Source organism: Candidatus Nitrosotenuis uzonensis (genome assembly GCF_000723185.1).
Taxonomy (GTDB): domain Archaea; phylum Thermoproteota; class Nitrososphaeria; order Nitrososphaerales; family Nitrosopumilaceae; genus Nitrosotenuis; species Nitrosotenuis uzonensis.
This window is the reverse complement of sequence record NZ_CBTY010000009.1, coordinates 294,011-313,030: the sequence shown is the minus strand read 5'-3', so window position 1 is coordinate 313,030 and position 19,020 is coordinate 294,011. Positions and strand designations below refer to the sequence as shown.

Below are 19,020 nucleotides of genomic sequence, written 5' to 3'. Positions count from 1 at the left end.
GTTGTTAGGGTTTTTTGTTTATAATACGTTGCTCTTCTAATCGTTCTTTGAATTTTATCTCGTGATTCTTTGCTGCTTGCTTGGCGTTCAGCTTTTTGCCCATGGCAATCTTTGCCGCCTTGGAACGTTTTTTCAGTATTCGTTCCAGCTCATCAGTGTAGAAGAATTTCTTACCTGAAAACGGCTTGAGATCGTCAATCCAAATTGCCTTCTCGTCATACTTTGCCAGAAACGGTCTTTGCACCCACTTTGGGTTCCTTCCCTGCAGGAATCGTAATACCATTGCGCGCTTTTTACCTATGTCTACAGTTCCAAGCACCTGTATCTTGCCTGGTGTAGCAGACATGCTTGGGCCACGAACCGTTCTGGCAAGTCCGCTTACCTTTTGGTATGCGTCACGAAATATTCTCTGGGCTTTGACAAGAGGCACACCAAAAAAGTCCTGAGCTCCTGTGTCCCTTGCGACAAACATGTAGTAAGGAATACAACCAAGACTTACCTGTCTTTGCCACATCTCTGCCCACACATGCGCATTGTCATTTATGTGCGCAAGTATGGGAGACTGGGTCCTTATCTGTGCGCCCGTCTTTCGTATTCTGTATATTGCACTCTTTACTGCCTTTGTTGATAATTCTACTGGATGGTTAAAGTGTCCCATGAACGCAAGATGAATTCCTTTCTTTGTTACACTCTCAAACAGCTTTAACACCTGGTCTGCATCATCGTCGGTAAGGAATCTGTATGGCCAATAGGAAAGCGATTTCGTCCCGATTCTAATGGTCTTAAGGTTTGGAAGATCCGCATCTGCTAGCGCATTAATGTATTCTGATAGTATGGTTGATTTCATTATCAGCGGATCTCCTCCGGTAAAGAGGACATCGGATATCTCTTGGTGTTCTCTGAGATACTGGACAAGTGAGGCAATCTCTCTGCTAGCAAATTTTAGCTCATCAATACCCACAAACTGTGGCCATCTGAAGCAGAATGTGCAGTATGCATGACAGGTCTGTCCCTGACTTGGGAAGAAAAGCACCGTCTCCTTGTATTTGTGCTGTAATCCATAAAGCCTTGTGCCATCCTTGAGCTGCGGTATGTTACTCATCTGCCCTGCTGGATGCGGATTGAGCTGCATCCTGATGTTATTGGCAACTGCCTGAATCTCCATTCTGTTGGCGCCGCTTTCCATGACTTGCTCCATCTGTTTGTAATGGGCCGTCTTTAGCATCCTTTTTTGAGGAAACGTAAGTATGAACATCGGATCCTTGAGCGGATTTGTCCAGTCTATGAGCTGGTCTACAACATAGTTGTTGGTCTTAAACGGCAGCACATTTGCCACAACCTCGATTTCATGTTGTTTCTCCTCTGAAAGGTTCTGAATCTGAGGTATTGTTCTAAAATTGTAAATTGTATAAGACTTGTACTGGGGAGACTCGTACTCGCTCCAAACAGGTTCTAGATCTGACATCTATAACAGATCTTTTTAATCATTGTTAAATGTAATCAAATCGATGCCGTATTTTGTAATTATTTGTACTCATTTGTACCGCAAGTCTGTAACAATGCCGGTCATGTGAAAAGATACTTTAATTGTAGATTCCTAACATTACTGGCTTCTTATGACAATCGACTACAAGACAGAAAAAACTGAAACAATTACGGCAAGAATAAGCAAACAGACGCTCGATAAACTTAGATCCTATGCCAAGGCGGAAAACACGACGCTAAACTCTGCGATAAACCAGCTGCTTTCACATGCTGTGGATTGGGATATTGTGGCATCAAAGACGGGTTGGGTGCCTATACCAAAAGACATCCTGATGTCGTATTTTGAAAAACTTGATGACAAGACAATAATAGAGGTTGCAGACGCAAGCGGCAGAAACGTTCCCAGAGATCTCCTCCTTGCAATGAGAGGCAAGTTTGACGTAAAGGAATGGGTGTCTATTTTACGTAGCAGGGCAAAGGCAGCTGGATTTCATTTCAGTGAAATTCCTGAAGACGACTATGTCAAATTTGTAATGAAACATGACATGGGAGCAAAATGGTCGATATACTTTCAGACATATTATGACTCTGCATTCAAGGCACTTGGGTGCGAGGTGGAATTTAGCATGACAAACAACACCATATCCTACAAGATAAGCCGCAGAGACTATGATCCGGACAAATAAAAAGAGCTTCTCTTTAATTCAATAAACATTATGATGTTGCCAGCTGCAAGGTAGGACAATGCCAGATGTGCAGTACCATACGAAACCTCTGGAAGCAGAAATGGTTGTATATCAAGCATTATCATAACAAGACCTGCTTCACCTATTCCTGATAGTACTGCGCCAAAAATGAAAACAAGCGAGCCAAAATCAAGCTGTTGTTTTGAGAGCAAATATTCGTTCATGCAAGAAATTGTTTCTAACTACTGTTAAATCTAGCCAAATTTGTGGTAAAACTCCAATCATATGTGTTCAACTGTGATTGTTTGTGTTCTGTATATCAAAAAATCACCAATTCTGTAAATTTAAAAATTCATTTACAATGTATCAAATTAAAATTGCACTTGGATGAAATTGACGTAAAGAATGATTTGAAATCTCCGATGATTTTTGATAACGTTACAAAAAGAATACTTGCAGAAATTACAAGCGCCCCCAAATCTGCAATAGAAATATCAAAAAGTACGAATATCCCACTGACTACAGCATATCGGCGACTACACTCACTGGTTGAACAAAAGTTGGTAAGGATTTCTGGCATTATCATTGAAGGAAAAAAGAATTTCTTGTATGAAAGTAAGATAAAGACAGCCTAAACTCTTGTTTTATTGTTGTGGAAACATTTGTTAAAAATTACGCATATACTGGAACAAAATCAACAATGTGTGAAGGAATTTTTATAAAACATGACAAGTCGCAGTAGTAAGTGTCCGAGTTTTTCATCAGTGTAATCATAATGCTTGTGGCCGCAAGGGTATTGGGGGAGGTAGCCCAGCGTATGAAACAACCTGCGCTTGTAGGCGAGCTTTTTGCAGGCGTGTTAATAGGACCTTCATTGCTTGGTTTGGTGCACGTGGACACATCACTTAAGGTGATTACTGATCTTGGTGTGTTCTTTCTGATGTTTCTAACAGGACTTGAGATGCATCCTAACGAGATAAAAAAGGCAGGCAAAAAGGCATTACTTTTGTCTACTGTGGCGTTCTTTGTTCCGTTTTTGGCTGGAACGGGTATGTCGCATCTACTCGGACTTGATCTCATTATGTCGCTTTTCATAGGACTAACACTTGCAATTACCGCAGTCCCAGTGTCTGCCGTCGTATTGATGGAGTTTAATCTACTCAAGAGCAAGCTTGGGAGCACTGTGATGACTGCAGGAGTGATTAACGACATACTCTCGCTTGTAGTGCTTGCAATAATTTTACAGATGGCAGCAAATCCTGATCAAGAGCTGGACTATGGCAATATCGGATTCTCGGTGGTAAAGATTGCGGCGTTTGTTGGAGGAATATTCCTACTTGACTTTATCCTTGGCAAGACAAAACATTTCCTTCCACGCGCAATGACTCCGTGGTTTGAGAAGCTAAAGACAAGAGAGGCATCATTTGGAATATTACTTGTATCTGCAATCGGACTCTCACTAATAGCTGAGCAGGTAGGATTGCACTTTGTAATAGGGACATTCTTTGCTGGCCTTGTCATATATCGCGAGCTCATAGGAAAGGAAAACTTTGAACGCGTCAGCGGAATATTTTCTGCAATCACGTTTGGATTCCTGGCACCAATCTTCTTTGCCTTTATCGGAATTGAGCTGAACATATATTCAATAGCAGATCATCTGCCGCTTTTTGCTATTCTGCTCGGGGTGGCAATTGGTGGCAAAGTAGGAGGTGGATTCATAGGTGCCAAGCTTGCTGGATTTTCAAAATCCGAGAGCAAGACCATAGGCTATCTTATGAACAACAGGGGAATGGTAGAGCTTGTTATTGCCACCATAGGACTTGAGGCAGGACTCATTGACGTAGGCATGTTCTCAGTAATCGTAGCAGTAGGCTTTATCACTACAATAATGTCGCCGATAATGGCAAGATCCTCGTTGAGGCGTTCGCAGGAAACGCCTTCCTAGACCAAGAACTTGAATATTACGTTGATATATTACAAATAAAGGATTTATCTGATGACCCGCCGCAAAATGACTGGAATCCTGATATTCTGCTCGTGCATAGTGGGGTTCTTTGTATATGCTTACCTTCTGATGCTCTCAGAGTGGAGCCCAATAGTACTCCATCTTTCCGTGCTGATGATTGCAGGCGGAATACTTGGCGTGGTATCGTGGATTGGATACATGATGGCAACTACAAAATCCTCACCATCATCAATACTTCCAGATGACAAGTAGCTATTTTGTAATCCTGACATCTACTACCGTCTGATAGTATCGCGGTCCGACTGCGCGTACCATGCGGCCTCCTAGTATTTCGGATTTTACTAGAGTTACCTCCATGTAATGCTGTTTTGAGATTTGAACTGCATCCTGCCTTTTGTCTGCATGCTGGTGAGAGTAATAATGGATGATTCCACCGCTTTTAGTAGCTGAAATGGCAGATGATAGAAACTCGTCTGATCTTTCAGGAAGCAGCATCAGAGTTCTATCTCCTTTATCGTGCAGATGTTCTCTTATTACCTGTGAAGCATCTCCATGAATTGATATGACCGTTCCTGCAAGCTTTTTGTTCAATCTAATGTTCTCATCGCAGAGTTTTGCTGCCTCTGGATTCAGATCAATGTTGTAAACTGTGCATTTTTTCTTTTTTGCGGCAACAATTGAGAACATACCGACTCCGCCGAACATATTGATTACAACCTCGCCGTCTTGGACCATCTGGGCAATTCTATTGCGTTCAGTAGAGAGACGGGGGGAGAAAAATGCTTTTTCAACGTCTACTTTGAACCTGCAGCCGTACTCTTTGTATTCTGTCTGGGTGTTGTCCTCCCCTGCTAGTATTTCAAGACTCCTTGTCCTAAAGTCTCCTGCCACGGGGGTTGCCTGGTAGAACACAGAGCGAGCAGGATGGACATTCTCAAGCAAGGTCTCACCTATTATCTTCTTCTTTGAGATAAGCGAGTCTGGTATGCGGACTATGATTATATCGCCTACTTGGTCAAACGCAGAATAAAGCTCGGAAGCTTCCTTCTCAGAGAGAATTCCTTCTAATGCCTTCTTTAGCATGCGTGTCAATTACTGTGGTGGAAGAAATAGAGAATTTATTTTATGGGCAGCTAGCGCTTGTAGTAAAAGTTCCCAGAGTCTTTTTGCTGCTTATCAAGCCTACTTCCTGCCTTGTTTACTCGCGGTCTTAGGGTCTGCTCATCGCGTCTGAAAGTGATGTCAAGGGAGTGAAGGAACCTGTTCATTGCTTCTGCCTTTCCAAGCGGCGCAGTAGCGCGGCCCTCAAGACCTGAGACGCCCTCAAATATCACTATCGAGTCGGAAATCAGGTCCATAAGCTGTATGTCATGATCTATTACAATTGCCGATTTTGCATAAGAGCGGACAAATTTTTGCAAGAATTTGGCAATGGCTATCCGGTCCTCTACATCCAAGAACGCAGACGGCTCATCAAGTGCGTAAACGTCGGCTTTTTTGAGAAGGCAAGTTGCGACAGCAACTTTTTGCAGCTCTCCACCTGAAAGATTCTTTATTGATTTGTTGTACAATTTTTTGATCTTCAGAGGATCGAGTATCTGTTCCTCCTCAGCACTACCCATTATAGGACCTTCGTTTGCTTTGTCAAGCACTGATATGACTTCGACATCGTAGTCGTTCGGGATGTATTGTGGCTTGTAGGATATTGTGATTGCTTTATCAACAGATCCTTCATCGGGCTTTTCCACACCTGCAATCATCTTCATCATGGTTGTCTTGCCAAGTGCATTTGCACCCATTATCCCAAGAACTTCACCGCGTCTGACCTGACCTGGCTCGATTGTCACTGAGAATGCTGGATATCGTCTTACAAGCTTGGGGTAGGTTATGACCACCTCGCCCTTTTCAAAGTCGTCCTGTGATGTCGATACATCAAAGCTGAACTTTTTGTCACGGAATCTGACGTTCTCGTTTGGTAGATATCCATCCAAGAATACATTGATACCAACCTTTGTGGACAAGACATTTGAGACTATTCCATAAGCTGAAGGTTCTCCGTAAAGTATCTCAATATAGTCTGATAGAAAGTCAAGCAGTGTCAGATCATGCTCTACTACCATGACGCTTTTTCCTATGTTTGCCAGACTGTGGATGACTCTTGCAACCCCTCTCCTCTGGAACACATCGTTGTACGATGACGGTTCATCAAAAAAGTAAAAATCTGCATCCCTTGCAGCAGCTGCCGCCACTGCGATCCTTTGCAGCTCACCTCCGCTAAGCTCCTTGACATGATGCTCTACTGCGTTTTCTAGTCCAAGCTCCCTTACCAGCTCTGGTACGACGCCACGCTGGTCATACTTGTCCAAAAGCTCCTTTCCAGTTCCGTCAAATATCTGAGATATGTTGTAGACCTGCTGTGGTTTTATTGAGGCCTTTATCTCTTGATTTTTTATCTTCTCAAAATGCTCTTTGAGCTCAGTTCCTGCAAAATGTTTGAGAACCTGCTCCCATCCTGGAGGATTCTCGTAATTACCAAGATTAGGCATTAGGTTGCCAGATAAGATGGATACTACAGTGCTCTTTCCCATTCCATTCCTTCCAAGAAGACCAACCACCTCACCTTTTTTCGGCGTTGGCAGCTTGTATAGTCTGAACGAGTTCATCCCATACTGGTGAATCTTGTCCGTTGCAATCTCTGTTGCAAGATTTACTATTGTTATTGCCTCAAATGGACATACTTTGACGCAGATGCCGCATCCATTGCAAATGTTCTCGTCAATCTGTGCCTTTTTTATCTCCTCATTCAAGACTATGCAGTCGGCCCCAGACTTGTTTACAGGGCAGTACTTGATGCATTCAAGACCACATTTTTTTGGCTGGCACAGTTCCTTGTCTAGGACGGCAACTCGGTGTGTCACAATCGTATCCTCCTCTTGTTTAATTTATATCTGACAAGCGGCATCAGAGTAATCTTAATACAGAACAATTATCGAGTTTATTTCAAGCCGGCCACAGCGTTGGGGCGCGACCCAGTCTCTTTCCGAACCTGGAAGTCAAACCCAATGTCGCTACTGTGCTACTAAGGTGCGAGAGCCCTTGGGAAGCAGTAGTGCTGGCATCTTTTAAAGACTATAAAGAGGATCTGCTTATCTGTATTATGCCTACATGCACAGTTTGCGGCCAGCAGATTGCAAACGATATATTGTTTTTGAACCACATGATGGAAAAGCACGGCTTCAGAAATCCAAACGTCGGAACTCCGGACAGAAACTCTAGGGGTTACTAAGATAATCCAAAATCAACCTAACACCAAAACCTGTGGCGCCCTTTGGATTGTATGATTTATCCTTTGAGCCGGTCTGAATCCATGCCGTGCCAGCTATGTCAAAGTGAGCCCATGGGGTATTTCCTACGGCATTTGCAAGAAATGCTGCAGCCGTTATGGTACCTGCAACCCTGCCAGGGCCAACATTTTTGATTTCAGCATAGTCTGATTTTATCATCTCCATATAGTCATCGTTAATCGGCAGCTGCCAGACCTGCTCTCCTGTCCTCTCTGATGCTCTGATAATCCTTTCTGCAATCTTTTTGTTATTGCTAACAAGTCCTGCCACATTCGTTCCAAGCGCTACAATGCACGCTCCAGTCAGGGTTGCAAAATCGATCACTTCTTTTGGCGAATACGTCTTGATTCCGTAGGATAACGCGTCAAAGAGAATCAGTCGTCCCTCTGCGTCCGTGTTCAAAATCTCAGCAGTCTTTCCGCCGTACAGTCTTATTATGTCTCCAGGACGATACGACTCGCCTCCCGGCATATTTTCAACCGATGGAATTATTCCAACAAGATTCACCGGAAGATTCAGCCCAGCCACGGCCTTCATTATGCCAAGTACTGTACAGCCTCCACATTTGTCAAACTTCATCTCATCCATCTTATCTGCAGGCTTTAGCGAAATTCCACCTGTATCGAATGTGACTGCCTTTCCTACAATTAGTATTGGCTTTTCTCCTTTCTTTCCAGAGTACTCTAGTATGATAAGCTTAGGCTCATTCTTACTTCCCTGACCTACTGCCGATATACCGCCAAATCCCTTTTGCTTTAGCTCGCTCTTTGAGAGTATGGTACACTTTAAGTTAGACTTTGCTGCAAGCGATTTTGCAAAACTCGCAAGCTGTTCTGGATTGCATTCATTTGGAGGCAGGTTCGCAATGCTTCGCGCGTAAATTACTCCGTCCGAAACTGTTTGGGCTCTTGAGATAATATCTGATACTTTCTCACGTCCTGTTGCAAGAAGAGTCAGAGATGGAGTTTTCTGCTTTTTATCAGGTTTGTACTTGTCAAACGAATATGATGCAAGGTGTACTCCCTCGATGGCAGAGTTGGCGGCAACTTTTGTCTTTAATGGAAAGCGGTCTGGAATAACAAGACAGATCTCGCTAAGGCCCATCTCAGAAGTCTTTTTTGCAATCTTGCCTGCTGCAAGCCTTACCTGCTCATGCGTGATCTTGTGCCTTGGCCCTATTCCTACTATGATTATTCTTTGCGCTGGAATAATCTGGTGAGTGTGGACAACAGATATGCTTCCAATTTTGCCCTTTGTCTCCTTGCATGCTTGCCTTATTCCAAGCTGCAGCATCTTGTCTAGATTCGGCAGACCGAAAGGCTCTTCCGATTTTTCTGATACAAAAAAGCATAATGCCTCAGTCTTCTTTTTTACAGGGTCCACTGACTCTACCCTCACAGTCATATTCTAGCTCGATTTGTCTTCAGTATTATACATTTTGCAGTATCTGATAAATAGTGGGCCAGCTGCAAAATTGACATGTCAAGTACAAAATGCGTTTCTTGCGGAAAGAGCTTCTTCTCTCCATTCGGATCAAACAAGTGCAATTCTTGCGCAAAAAAAGACGGCACTGATATGAGCAGCGCAGGACACGACTCATGTGGCTGCGGACATCATCACCACTAAATTTTTCTATTTTACCAAAATAACTGGGCATGATGCCTTTTGGATCACGTCCATTGCCACACTGCCAATCATGAATCGCCTTGGACTGCTTCTTGCGCGAGTTCCCATCACTATCAAGTCAACTTTGCGGTTAGTGGAAAACGACAATATTGTATCTGCAACATTCTTTGAAAATACCATATCTGACTTTAATTGTACGCTGAATTTTTTTGCTGCATCCTCTAAAAGTATGAATGAAGTACTTATCTGACTCATCTTTTCCTTCTCTATTATCTTCTGATGACTGCTCATGTCTAAAAATGAGCTTGACAAGACTTCACTGTACATTATTGTGAGAACGGAAATTCGCGCATTGTATTTTTTTGCAAGGTCTAAAGAAAACTCGAATGCCCTATGTGACATATCAGAGAGATCAAATGGCACAAGAATGTGCTTGATAAGGGATGGAGAGATCTCCTCACACGTATCTATTTGGGGACATATTATCTGTGTGTCTTGAGCCAACTATTACATTTGGCGTATTTTTCTTATATTGTAGAGTATGTTCGTTTTTGCAGAAATAGCGGCCCTAGGATGGCTTTGTTTTATCTTCGACAAGTTTGAGCCTTGAAAGCTGCTTGTAGAGAATAAACACCACAAACGCAATTATTGCAAAGTCTATCACATTTGCAATAAAACTTCCATACGCAAAGGTGGATTTGTTCACTGTGAACGAGAGCATCTTGAGCTCACCTGCATCCTGTAGCACTAGGCCTATAAGCGGGTTTATCAGATCTGATACAAGCGAGCTTACCAATTTTGAAGAGGCCGCACCTATGACAAATGCTATTGCAAGTCCTATCACACCAAACGTCTGAAGAAAGCGGACAAATTCTTGGAGTAGTCCTTTTCTCTCAACCGGCTTTTCTGACATAAATCTGCATCGCATGAGATCAGCTAATCAAGATAATGCGCAATTTTTTTACATGTTCGTGTGAGCTTGCTTTCAGCTTACTGTATTGTTATTTTCCTACTGTGTGTCAGAAGGCTTGCTGAGCGGACAAATACAGCCTTTACAGTCTTGCAGCCAGTATCGCATGCAGCAAAATCAACGCTGTTGACAGGCTTTCGTGCTTTTGCAGAAAACAAGGATCGGACCAGTGCTGCAAGAGCTGCGCGTCCTCCATACGCTGTCTTGCCATCAATAAACCAAAACATCTCAAGTGCAGAGGAATCAAGAATCTGCTCTCTGATCTTCTCTCCGATATTGGTATAGTGCCCGATAAGGGAGAATCGGCCCCCTGCAAGCAGACTAACAATGCTGGCAAACTTGGTGCAAAGATAGCATCTGTTATCATACAGCACGATGGGGGTTAGACTTTGCAGATCCATCATACACTCTATACATCCTTGAGATTAAAATTTTGAGAAATAGCTTTTTATTGAATCCAGCGACAGCCTCAACTTATGAGCAGGCAAATCTGCCGAGTTTTGCATTCTGATAAGACATGGGCCTAAATTATTATAGAATTAAAAAAAATGCGCGCAAGGCGCGCAAGCTGGTCATTCGCGCCACATCGATCGCAGGCTCAGGACATCCTGGAGGTTCCTTCTCGATGGCCGAGATAATGGGCTGTATTTTCTTCAAGCATCTAAGATATGATCCGAAAAACCCGCAATGGGAGGATCGTGACAAGTTAGTACTATCAAAAGGCCACGCATCACCAGGACTTTTCTCAAACATGGCGCTTGCAGGCTATTTTGATATCTCAGAGCTTGATACGCTAAGACAGCTTGGCAGCAGACTGCAGGGACATCCGGATCTAAAATGCCCTGGAGTCGAATTTTGTGGTGGCTCTCTTGGCATAGGGCTATCATTTTCGATAGGGAGTGCTCTTGCAGCACGTATTGATGGCAGGCCAACAAGGGTGTTCACTGTGATGGGGGATGGAGAGACTGACGAAGGCCAGGTATGGGAGGCGGCAATGACCGCATCAAAATACAAGGTTGATAATCTGACTGCGATACTTGATAGGAATTTTATCCAACAAGACTCTTACACGGAAAAAATAATGCCGCTTGATGAGGAACTGGTGGGAGATGATCTCTCTGAGATGTGGCGCGACGCAAGCAGATGGAAAGTGGGCGACAAATGGCGCTCGTTTGGGTGGAATGTCATCGATATCGATGGACACAGAATAGAGCAGATTGACAATGCAATAAAAAAGGCAATGCAAACCAAGGGCGTGCCGTCAATAATAGTGGCCCGAACCATCAAAGGAAAGGGCGTAGAACACATGGAGGACAACCCAAAATGGCACGGACAGGCGCCCAAAAAAGAATTTGTGCCGATAATAGACATGGAGATTGATTCGCAGTCGATGATTGCACCTTCAATTATCGCAGGCGATATGACCAACCTTGAGAATGAGGTGAAAAGATGCGTCAACGGCCGTGCCGACTATATCCACCTTGATGTGATGGATGGGCAGTTTGTACCAAACAAGACGTTTGATCATACCAAGATAAAGGAGCTCAGGCCTCTGACGGTAATACCGTTTGACACTCATCTTATGATAAACGAGCCGGTAAGACATGTGCGAGACTACATCGAGGCGGGCTCTGATATCATTACTGTTCATGCAGAAGTGTGTGATGCGTCCAGCTTTGGACAGATAAACGACATGCTGAGGGCCTCGGAGGTGGGGGTTGGACTTGCAATCAACCCTGACACAGAGCTACCGGAATGGTCAAAGGAATTCATACCAACGCTTGACCAGCTGATAGTGATGTCTGTGGTGCCAGGCAAGTCAGGACAAAAATACATCGAGGCAACACATGAGAAGATGCATAGATTGATAGGCATACTGCAAGAGAACAAATTTGAAGGATATATTGAGGCTGACGGTGGAGTCACACTTGACAATATAGGATCGTGTTTTGTTGATGGGGCAAGGGCATTTGTTGGTGGAAGTGCAATTATCGGCCAGCAGGATGTGCGCGGTGTAATACGTGAATTCAGAAACAAGATAGCGTACGCAAGGCGCAGGATGCTTATTCAAAAGGCATATGAACTTGGCGGCAAGGAGCTGGTGGCAAAATGGATCGACCTACACATTATTGGAGAGAAAAAGAATCAACTTTTGCAAATTGCCAAGGAGTTGGGATATTGATGAGCTCTGTACAGATGACTGACATGCGCACATTTTACGGCAAGACACTAGTTGAGCTTGGTGATGAGAACCAAAACATCGTGGTGCTTGGTGCAGACACGACAGATTCGCTCAAGACTGCCGACTTTGGTAAAAAGTTTCCAAATCGTTTCTTTAATGTGGGGATTGCGGAAGCAAACTTGGTATCTGTCTCTGCAGGACTTGCAATATCTGGCAAGATTCCGTTTGCAAGCACGTATGCAATCTTTCTTCCCGGAAGATGCGTTGATCAGATAAGGAATGCAATAGCGTATCCGTCGCCGCCAGGAAAAAAGGGACTTAACGTCAAGCTCGTAGTCTCACACGGCGGGATATCTGTGGGAGCTGATGGGGGCTCACACCAGCAAATAGAAGACATTGCGATAATGAGGGCAATACCAAACTTTACGGTGTTCATACCAGCTGACACCGTAGCAGTTTCAAAGCTGACAAGACTGATGTCTCAGATATATGGGCCGTTTTACATGAGGATGGCCCGCTCGACAACTCCGTTGGTGCATCAGGATTCTCAGGAATTCCAGATAGGCAAGGGAATTACCATGAGGGATGGTGAGGACTGTACAATTGCAGCATGCGGAATAACAGTAAAAATGGCCCTTGATGCGGCAGACTCGCTAAAGCAAGAAGGCATTTCCTGCAGAGTAGTCGACATGTTTTCAATAAAACCAATCGATGCAGATCTGCTAGCCAAGTGCGCAAAAGAGACTGGCTGCATTGTAACATGCGAGGAACACAACGTGATGGGCGGCTTTGGCTCTGCAGTATCCGAAGTTGTTTCTGAAGTCTATCCTGTACCAATAAAGCGTATCGGGGTTCAGGACAGATTCGGAGAATCTGCCAGAGACAGCGAGATTCCTGCGCTTCTGGAAAAGCACGGTCTTACATCAATTAATATAGCAAAAGCAGTAAAAGAAGTGATAGGCAGGAAAAGATAATGAAGATTTTCTTAGACACCGCTAACTTGCAATCAATACGAATGTACAACGACATGGGACTCCTTGATGGAATCACGACAAACCCTTCACTACTTGCAAAAGAGGGCGGTGATCCGCAAAAGGCGATGGAGGAGATAACGCGAATCATAAAAGGTGACGTAAGCCTCGAAGTGGTTGCAACCGATTACGAAGGGATGATGGATGAAGGACACAGATTGAAAAAATATGGACAAAATGTAGTAATCAAAGTTCCAATAACCGCGGATGGCCTGAAGGCCTGCAAGAGCCTGACTCAGGAGGGCATACCGGTAAATGTTACTTTGGTATTCTCGCCAAACCAAGCAGTACTTGCAGCAAAGGCAGGTGCCAAATATGTTAGCCCATTTATTGGAAGACTGGACGATATAGGTCAGGACGGGATGGGCCTTATTGAGGAAATAAAACAGATATTTGCAAATTATAATTTTAAAACTCAAATTCTTGTGGCAAGCGTAAGACACCCAATGCATGTGGTGCAGGCAGCAAAAATTGGGGCAGATGTTGTAACACTCCCACCAGATGTTTTGGGCAAGATGCTCAAGCATCCTCTGACTGATATAGGTCTGAAGAATTTTCTTGCTGACTGGGAAAAGCTAAAACAATCAAACCATAGCTAATATTTGCGGTTCAATAAAATGAAAAAAATGGATTTACATGTCCATTCCACCCATACCGCCCATTCCTGGTGGGCCGCCTGGGCTTGGAGCATGTGTTGAGGGTTTTGATGCCGCTATGACATCGTCTATTCGCAATATCATGCACGCCGCCTCCGTTGCCGCGTTGACGACCTGCTCTTTTACCGCAAGAGGCTCGTAGATCTGCTGGGAGCCAAGGTCTGCCACCTTGCCGTTTGCTACGTCAATTCCAAAAGTGGCCGCACCTGCAGTTCCCTTTGCTCTTAGCTGTACTTGCGTATCAAGTGGATCCATTCCTGCATTTTCTGCAAGCACAAGAGGAATGGTCTCTAGACCTTCTGCGAATTTTTGCGCTGCTAGCTGTGGGCGCCCTTCGAGGCTATTTGCCCATTCTCGTAGTTTTGCAGAGATGCGAGCTTCTGGGGCTCCACCTCCGACTAGGACGTATGGGTATTCTACCACGTCCTTTACTGCCATGAGGGCATCGTGGATGGATCTTTCTACTTCGTCGACAACTCTCTGAGAGCCGCCGCGAGCCAGAATCGAGACTGCCTTGGGATTCTTGCAGCCCTCGATGAAGACCCATTTGTCAGATTCTACCTGCCTTTCTTCAACAGTTTTGGCAGTTCCCAAATCCTTCTCTGTCAACTCGTTTATGTTGGTGACAATTCTTGCACCAGTTGCTTTTGACAGCTTGGTAAGATCGCTTTCCTTGATCCTTCGAACTGCCAAAATATTCGACTTGGCAAGATAGTATTGGGCCATGTCGTCAATTCCTTTCTGACACAGGACGGTGTTTGCACCTGATGCAACTATCTTGTCGACAAGCTTTTTGAGCATCTTGTTCTCCTCGTCGATGTACACTTGCATCTGCTCTGGTGAATTGATGTTTATTTTTGCATCAAATTCCGTCTTTTCTATCTCGAGCGGTGCGTTCAGCAATGCGATTTTTGCATTGTCTATTCTCTTTGGCATTCCGCCATGAACCACTTCCTTGTCTAGGATGATTCCATGGATGAGCTCAGTGTTCTTGATGGACGAGCTTCCCTTCTTTTCGACCTTGATATTGTCGATGTCTACTTTGTATTTGTCGCCAACTTTTTCCGCAACGGACAGAACCGCATCGACTACAATGTCTGCAAGCTCATCCGAGTTTGAGGAGACGAGCTTGGAAGAGAGTGTGGTCACTGCTACCTTCTTGAGGAATTTCTTGTCCAATGCGTCTATTTTGATGCCTATCTGGCGTAGCTCTGCAATGGCCTTCTCGGCTGCCTTTTTGAAACCGTCGACTACAACTGTCGGATGAACATTCTTTCCGATCAACTCCTCTGCTTTTTCTAGCAGAGCACCTGCAAGGACGACAGTTGAGGTGGTTCCATCGCCAACTTCATTATCAGTGGCTTTTGAAATCTCGACCATCATCTTTGCAGCAGGATGCTGTACGTCGATTTCCTTGAGTATGGTTGCGCCATCATTTGTGATGGTTACATCCCCAAGTGTATCAACAAGCATCTTGTCCATGCCGCGCGGTCCAAGGCTAGTTCTTACGAGTTCGGCAATCAGTTTTGCAGCGCTTATGTTGTTTTTCTGGGCATCGTTACCCTTAGTTTGGGTTGTGCCTTCTTTCAGAAGGACGATTTGTGGTGTTGTCACAAAATCACCGCTATCGTAATTATATCTAACGGTTAATAAATTTTTGTAATAAAATATTTGATATGTAATTTATTATTTTCAAATAGAGAAAAAATTAAATAATGTCATAAATATTACATACATCAAGTGATCGATATGTGGTTTGATAATGAATTCGATAGGATGTTTCGAAGATTGTCGGACCGATTTTTTAACATGGATGACGACTTCGAACAAATGTGGACTCGTGCAAAAACAGAGCCGTATTTTTACGGTTACACACTAACTGTGGGTTCTGACGGTAGGCCTATTGTCAGACAGTACGGGAATGCGATTCCCGGTCTTGCGGCAACCGATGTTAGAGAGCCGTTTGTAGATGAAGTGGTAGACAAGGACAATAAAACACTCAAGCTAATTGCAGAGATGCCAGGAGTTGACAAAAAAGACATCAAGGTGACTATCGAGGACAAGCATGCAAGGATCAGTGCAGAAAGTGGAGCACGAAAGTACAATGCAAGAATTCCACTAAAATACAAGATAGATGAAAACTTTGTAAAGGCAACTTATGCAAACGGCATACTCGAAGTATCACTAAAACTTGTAGAGGAAAAACCCAAAGGAAAAACGATAGCCGTAGAATAGGTGATTGCTATGCTGGCAACAACAAAACTGCCTCGTAACATAATTGTAAAAATCCAACAAAGCATAAGGTGGTTGCAGAATGCCGGACGAAAGCTGTAGGAAGTGTGGCGGAGATGTTCACGTTTCAAACTGCACGCAGTGCAAAATGCCTGTTGAGCGCATTTGCAAAAAATGTGAGAACATAATTCGCCATTTTTGTCGCTATTGCACACAGAATATGGCCTCTATGTCCTATGCCTGTGCGGTGAATGCATAGTATCTGCCTACCTCCGCTGTGCATTCACCGCTTTGTATTTTTGTTAAAAAGGGTGTGATTATATGAGAGACTGGATAAGAGTCACAATTTCTATGGATGTTAAGATAAACAAACAATTAAAGGAAAAACAACACCAGCTTATGTTAAACAATGATAATGTAAGTTTCTCTCGTCTTGTCAATTTGGTTCTTGAACGTGGTTTGAGATCTGACGTTGCCGATATTTGAGCCTTATAGGGTGTGTTCAAATTGCAAATTTCCATCATGTACAACAGAATTCTGTCTATCGATTGACTAAGCAGACTTGTCTTAAAGTATATTTTGATGTCTGTTTTGTTCGTATCGAACAGACAGTTTCTTAATCTCTTACTATTGGACCGCAAAATATGGGATTGGGAGTCGCTCTGATGGGTGGCATTGCATGCGCCTCAATGATCGCAGTTTTCACTTTGTTGAGCTCAATGACGACTCAAACGCACGAATTAAACTCGGTCAGAACTCAAATAATGGATAGAGAGATACAGCTGTCTAAAACAAACATCGACATAGAGTCATTATATGCGCAAGGAGGGAGCAATTTGGTAAGCTTGACACTCTCTAATGTCGGTAATGAAAAATTATGGGATTATGAAAACTTTGATGTTCTGATCACATATGATGCTGATGTTGGGGGTGTACCTACATTAACGGCGGAACGCTTTACGTACAGTAAAGATTCAGCATTCTCTCAAGACGGAATATATGGTGGCAGCACTCAATTTGCAAGACCTGATCAAGATATCTTGAAGGGAGGTTGGACAGATACTGTTGGTGGTGATGGTGATGGCACATTATACGAAGAAATTGACGAGAGTGTAAGAAATGATGCTGATTTTACGCGTTCTGCTACATTGACAATACTTGGTCAGTCTGATACTTGGCAAGTGGGCCTCTCAGATGTACTGGATCCTCAAACGTCATCAAATCATGTAGTGCGATATGTGTACAAAAAAAGTACAGGCGGAGGCATAACAGTTGATCTTACTGTCCGACTCTTGCAAGGCACCACACAAATTGCTTCTTGGACACACAATAATGTTGACAGTACTTTCACACTGGCAACACAAACGCTCTTGGAATCTGAAGCAAATTCAATAACAAACTATGCCGATCTGAGACTAACTTTTGTTGCAACTTATACGGGTGGTATTCTACCTGGAAGAGAAATTGACGTATCTTGGGCAGAGCTTGAAGTTCCGGCCGCATCTGGAGTCTATGACTGCTCCGCAGTCATACTTCCTCAGAAACATTGGACTATTGACAGGATAAGTGATGATCTTATTGATCCAAAACTGCTGAATGCTGAAGAGGGTGCTTTAATATGCATAAAACTCTCATATCCGGTTGCCGCCAATGGCGATGTAGATGTGACAATAACCACTGATGTGGGGAAAACAAAAACAGCATCATTAGCTGTTTGATTTGTATGATATGTCAAATTGAGTCTTTGATATTTGGTTCTATGAATATCTGGTAAACAGTTGCTGGCACATAATCGTGATTAATTTGGAGCCAGACGGTGAGAGTGTAGATGCCTGGCTCTACAGCTATTCCTGTCATGTCAAATTCGACATCGATTTCACTCTGGTCTTGCACCATGTTTTTCGCTATTATCAGTTCGTAATCACGAGGTTTTTCATAGTAAGAGTTTGGAGGCAGAGGAGGTTCTACTACTGCTATCTGTCTGCCAAACCCATATGTTTTTTCATTCTTGTGGGCCTCATAAGATCCAGTGGTAGGGAAGGGATCGTAATACACGGAAATATTGTAAAGTCTGCCCTCAGAGAGTGTACCAATTATCTTTATTCTATTAGGATCGTGTCCTATGGGCTCTGTCAGATTGATATAGTTATATTCAAAGTTCTGCACCAGCACAAACGAGTATTCATCGTATGCTATACCAAAGCTTACGTGAGTGTGGTTCGGATCTAGTATGTTCCCTTTATTTCCCCACTCATAGTACTCATCATCGAACATCATTGCATATTCAATCTCTTCTAATTTCTTAATTGGATCAATGATCTCGCATTTTGATTGTTTGCATTGTTCAATGTCTGTGATGCCTCTGAATGCAACATTTTGTCCAATTCCGCCAGCCCCTCCATACCTTGCATATGTCATGTACGGCTTTTCACCATTTGTCAACCAATGTGAGACAGTCCTTGTCATCAAAATCTCTTCTGCATGCGTTTGCGCAGCTTTGTTTGCACTGAGCGCAAGAGATCCAAGCCCGTTGTCTTTTCGATCCTTGTTTACAAGCTCTAATGCATGTTGCACAAGATAATCATGACTTATCTGTTCTGTTGGTAATTCATACATGGCCCTGCTAACTGTGATTCCAAAATAGATTGCAGCTGCAAGCGATACAACTGTAACAGTTACCATGATATTCTTTTTGGACATTCTTTTTTCACTATTTCTAATTTATAAAAAATCGTCTAATGATTTGTACTTGACTGAGAAAACATCCAGTTTGATTTGATAAAAATATTTCAAAAAGGGAAACAATTTTCTTTACAGTTTTTCCTGTAAAGAAACCTTGGTT

Annotated in this window: 20 protein-coding genes and 1 rRNA gene; 11 read left to right on the top strand and 10 right to left on the bottom strand. The window is 43.4% G+C overall.

All coding sequences use genetic code 11. The features are described 5' to 3' along the window. Positions 1-4: 4 nt before the first annotated feature. A complete protein-coding gene (locus NITUZ_RS07035; protein WP_244443837.1) occupies positions 5-1,465 on the bottom strand; it encodes a KamA family radical SAM protein in 1,461 nt (486 codons plus the stop codon). A 151-nt stretch (positions 1,466-1,616) separates the two neighbouring features. Between NITUZ_RS07035 and NITUZ_RS07030 the strand changes: the two genes are divergently transcribed. Then, positions 1,617-2,171, top strand: a complete 555-nt coding sequence (locus NITUZ_RS07030; protein WP_048196587.1) for a hypothetical protein — start codon at positions 1,617-1,619, stop codon at positions 2,169-2,171. Here NITUZ_RS07030 and NITUZ_RS07025 read toward each other — a convergent pair. Then, complete coding sequence (locus tag NITUZ_RS07025; RefSeq protein ID WP_048196586.1) at positions 2,153-2,395, bottom strand: hypothetical protein; 243 nt, start codon at positions 2,393-2,395, stop codon at positions 2,153-2,155. The two genes, NITUZ_RS07030 and NITUZ_RS07025, sit on opposite strands and share 19 nt — an antisense overlap. A gap of 159 nt (positions 2,396-2,554) precedes the next feature. Here NITUZ_RS07025 and NITUZ_RS07020 point away from each other — a divergent pair, with 159 nt between their 5' ends. The 3 genes from NITUZ_RS07020 (at position 2,555) to NITUZ_RS07010 (ending at position 4,389) form a co-directional block, all read left to right on the top strand. Then, complete coding sequence (locus NITUZ_RS07020) at positions 2,555-2,806, top strand: helix-turn-helix domain-containing protein (protein WP_052370122.1); 252 nt, start codon at positions 2,555-2,557, stop codon at positions 2,804-2,806. A gap of 110 nt (positions 2,807-2,916) precedes the next feature. After that, positions 2,917-4,116 (top strand): cation:proton antiporter, encoded by a 1,200-nt coding sequence (locus tag NITUZ_RS07015; RefSeq protein ID WP_048196585.1) that lies wholly within the window; start codon positions 2,917-2,919, stop codon positions 4,114-4,116. 51 nt (positions 4,117-4,167) lie between these two features. Further along, positions 4,168-4,389 (top strand): transcriptional regulator, encoded by a 222-nt coding sequence (locus NITUZ_RS07010; RefSeq protein WP_048196584.1) that lies wholly within the window; start codon positions 4,168-4,170, stop codon positions 4,387-4,389. Here NITUZ_RS07010 and NITUZ_RS07005 read toward each other — a convergent pair whose 3' ends face one another. Further along, positions 4,390-5,220, bottom strand: a complete 831-nt coding sequence (locus NITUZ_RS07005; RefSeq protein ID WP_048196583.1) for a class I SAM-dependent methyltransferase — start codon at positions 5,218-5,220, stop codon at positions 4,390-4,392. Positions 5,221-5,270: 50 nt separating this feature from the next. After that, the gene (locus NITUZ_RS07000; RefSeq protein ID WP_048196582.1) at positions 5,271-7,055 is read right to left on the bottom strand and encodes a ribosome biogenesis/translation initiation ATPase RLI; all 1,785 of its coding nucleotides are present in this window, start codon (positions 7,053-7,055) and stop codon (positions 5,271-5,273) included. 83 nt (positions 7,056-7,138) lie between these two features. Here NITUZ_RS07000 and rrf point away from each other — a divergent pair. Together rrf and NITUZ_RS10030 are read left to right on the top strand one after the other, a co-directional pair. Further along, positions 7,139-7,258: ribosomal RNA gene (gene rrf / locus NITUZ_RS06995) — 5S ribosomal RNA — on the top strand. Then, a complete protein-coding gene (locus NITUZ_RS10030; RefSeq protein ID WP_155991461.1) occupies positions 7,247-7,423 on the top strand; it encodes a hypothetical protein in 177 nt (58 codons plus the stop codon). The genes rrf and NITUZ_RS10030 overlap by 12 nt, the downstream gene beginning before the upstream one ends. Here NITUZ_RS10030 and NITUZ_RS06990 read toward each other — a convergent pair. The 4 genes from NITUZ_RS06990 to NITUZ_RS06975 all read right to left on the bottom strand — a co-directional run bounded on the left by NITUZ_RS06990 (position 7,410) and on the right by NITUZ_RS06975 (position 10,478). After that, positions 7,410-8,885 (bottom strand): leucyl aminopeptidase, encoded by a 1,476-nt coding sequence (locus NITUZ_RS06990; protein ID WP_048196581.1) that lies wholly within the window; start codon positions 8,883-8,885, stop codon positions 7,410-7,412. The genes NITUZ_RS10030 and NITUZ_RS06990 overlap by 14 nt on opposite strands. A gap of 228 nt (positions 8,886-9,113) precedes the next feature. Further along, positions 9,114-9,611, bottom strand: coding sequence for a universal stress protein (locus NITUZ_RS06985; protein WP_052370121.1), 498 nt, complete (start codon positions 9,609-9,611; stop codon positions 9,114-9,116). A gap of 64 nt (positions 9,612-9,675) precedes the next feature. Beyond that, entirely contained in the window at positions 9,676-10,020 is a 345-nt protein-coding gene (mscL, locus tag NITUZ_RS06980) for a large conductance mechanosensitive channel protein MscL (RefSeq protein ID WP_048196580.1), read from the bottom strand. A gap of 77 nt (positions 10,021-10,097) precedes the next feature. Then, positions 10,098-10,478, bottom strand: a complete 381-nt coding sequence (locus tag NITUZ_RS06975; protein WP_048196579.1) for a hypothetical protein — start codon at positions 10,476-10,478, stop codon at positions 10,098-10,100. Positions 10,479-10,594: 116 nt separating this feature from the next. Here NITUZ_RS06975 and NITUZ_RS06970 point away from each other — a divergent pair, with 116 nt between their 5' ends. Genes NITUZ_RS06970 through fsa form a run of 3 tightly spaced genes read left to right on the top strand, consistent with a single transcriptional unit; the run spans position 10,595 to position 13,889 of the window. Further along, positions 10,595-12,259 (top strand): ribulose-phosphate 3-epimerase, encoded by a 1,665-nt coding sequence (locus NITUZ_RS06970; RefSeq protein WP_048196578.1) that lies wholly within the window; start codon positions 10,595-10,597, stop codon positions 12,257-12,259. Further along, the gene (locus NITUZ_RS06965) at positions 12,259-13,233 is read left to right on the top strand and encodes a transketolase family protein (protein ID WP_048196577.1); all 975 of its coding nucleotides are present in this window, start codon (positions 12,259-12,261) and stop codon (positions 13,231-13,233) included. Before NITUZ_RS06970 ends, NITUZ_RS06965 begins: the two co-directional genes overlap by 1 nt. Beyond that, on the top strand, positions 13,233-13,889 hold the full coding sequence (gene fsa / locus NITUZ_RS06960; RefSeq protein WP_048196576.1) for a fructose-6-phosphate aldolase: 657 nt from the start codon (positions 13,233-13,235) through the stop codon (positions 13,887-13,889). Before NITUZ_RS06965 ends, fsa begins: the two co-directional genes overlap by 1 nt. 33 nt (positions 13,890-13,922) lie before the next feature. On the opposite strand, the gene thsB is transcribed toward fsa, so the two are convergent. Then, a complete protein-coding gene (gene thsB / locus NITUZ_RS06955; RefSeq protein ID WP_048196575.1) occupies positions 13,923-15,560 on the bottom strand; it encodes a thermosome subunit beta in 1,638 nt (545 codons plus the stop codon). A 135-nt stretch (positions 15,561-15,695) separates the two neighbouring features. Between thsB and hsp20 the strand changes: the two genes are divergently transcribed. Both hsp20 and NITUZ_RS06945 read left to right on the top strand, forming a co-directional pair. Further along, positions 15,696-16,181, top strand: coding sequence for an archaeal heat shock protein Hsp20 (gene hsp20 / locus NITUZ_RS06950; protein ID WP_048196574.1), 486 nt, complete (start codon positions 15,696-15,698; stop codon positions 16,179-16,181). A gap of 641 nt (positions 16,182-16,822) precedes the next feature. Continuing rightward, complete coding sequence (locus tag NITUZ_RS06945) at positions 16,823-17,896, top strand: hypothetical protein (protein WP_048196573.1); 1,074 nt, start codon at positions 16,823-16,825, stop codon at positions 17,894-17,896. A 13-nt stretch (positions 17,897-17,909) separates the two neighbouring features. Here NITUZ_RS06945 and NITUZ_RS09720 read toward each other — a convergent pair whose 3' ends face one another. Continuing rightward, on the bottom strand, positions 17,910-18,878 hold the full coding sequence (locus NITUZ_RS09720; protein WP_052370120.1) for a CAP domain-containing protein: 969 nt from the start codon (positions 18,876-18,878) through the stop codon (positions 17,910-17,912). Positions 18,879-19,020 lie beyond the last annotated feature (142 nt).

What these genes read in the sequence shown, in the direction of transcription:
- NITUZ_RS07010 (WP_048196584.1), top strand. Translation starts at nt 4,168, where the DNA reads ATGACCCGCCGCAAAATGACTGGAATCCTGATATTCTGCTCGTGCATA.
- NITUZ_RS06965 (WP_048196577.1), top strand. Translation starts at nt 12,259, where the DNA reads ATGAGCTCTGTACAGATGACTGACATGCGCACATTTTACGGCAAGACA.
- fsa (WP_048196576.1), top strand. Translation starts at nt 13,233, where the DNA reads ATGAAGATTTTCTTAGACACCGCTAACTTGCAATCAATACGAATGTAC.
- hsp20 (WP_048196574.1), top strand. Translation starts at nt 15,696, where the DNA reads ATGTGGTTTGATAATGAATTCGATAGGATGTTTCGAAGATTGTCGGAC.
- mscL (WP_048196580.1), bottom strand. Translation starts at nt 10,020, where the DNA reads ATGTCAGAAAAGCCGGTTGAGAGAAAAGGACTACTCCAAGAATTTGTC.
- NITUZ_RS06975 (WP_048196579.1), bottom strand. Translation starts at nt 10,478, where the DNA reads ATGGATCTGCAAAGTCTAACCCCCATCGTGCTGTATGATAACAGATGC.
- NITUZ_RS06945 (WP_048196573.1), top strand. Translation starts at nt 16,823, where the DNA reads ATGGGATTGGGAGTCGCTCTGATGGGTGGCATTGCATGCGCCTCAATG.
- NITUZ_RS06970 (WP_048196578.1), top strand. Translation starts at nt 10,595, where the DNA reads ATGGGCCTAAATTATTATAGAATTAAAAAAAATGCGCGCAAGGCGCGC.
- NITUZ_RS07005 (WP_048196583.1), bottom strand. Translation starts at nt 5,220, where the DNA reads ATGCTAAAGAAGGCATTAGAAGGAATTCTCTCTGAGAAGGAAGCTTCC.
- NITUZ_RS06990 (WP_048196581.1), bottom strand. Translation starts at nt 8,885, where the DNA reads ATGACTGTGAGGGTAGAGTCAGTGGACCCTGTAAAAAAGAAGACTGAG.
- NITUZ_RS07030 (WP_048196587.1), top strand. Translation starts at nt 1,617, where the DNA reads ATGACAATCGACTACAAGACAGAAAAAACTGAAACAATTACGGCAAGA.
- NITUZ_RS07025 (WP_048196586.1), bottom strand. Translation starts at nt 2,395, where the DNA reads ATGAACGAATATTTGCTCTCAAAACAACAGCTTGATTTTGGCTCGCTT.
- NITUZ_RS07035 (WP_244443837.1), bottom strand. Translation starts at nt 1,465, where the DNA reads ATGTCAGATCTAGAACCTGTTTGGAGCGAGTACGAGTCTCCCCAGTAC.
- NITUZ_RS09720 (WP_052370120.1), bottom strand. Translation starts at nt 18,878, where the DNA reads ATGTCCAAAAAGAATATCATGGTAACTGTTACAGTTGTATCGCTTGCA.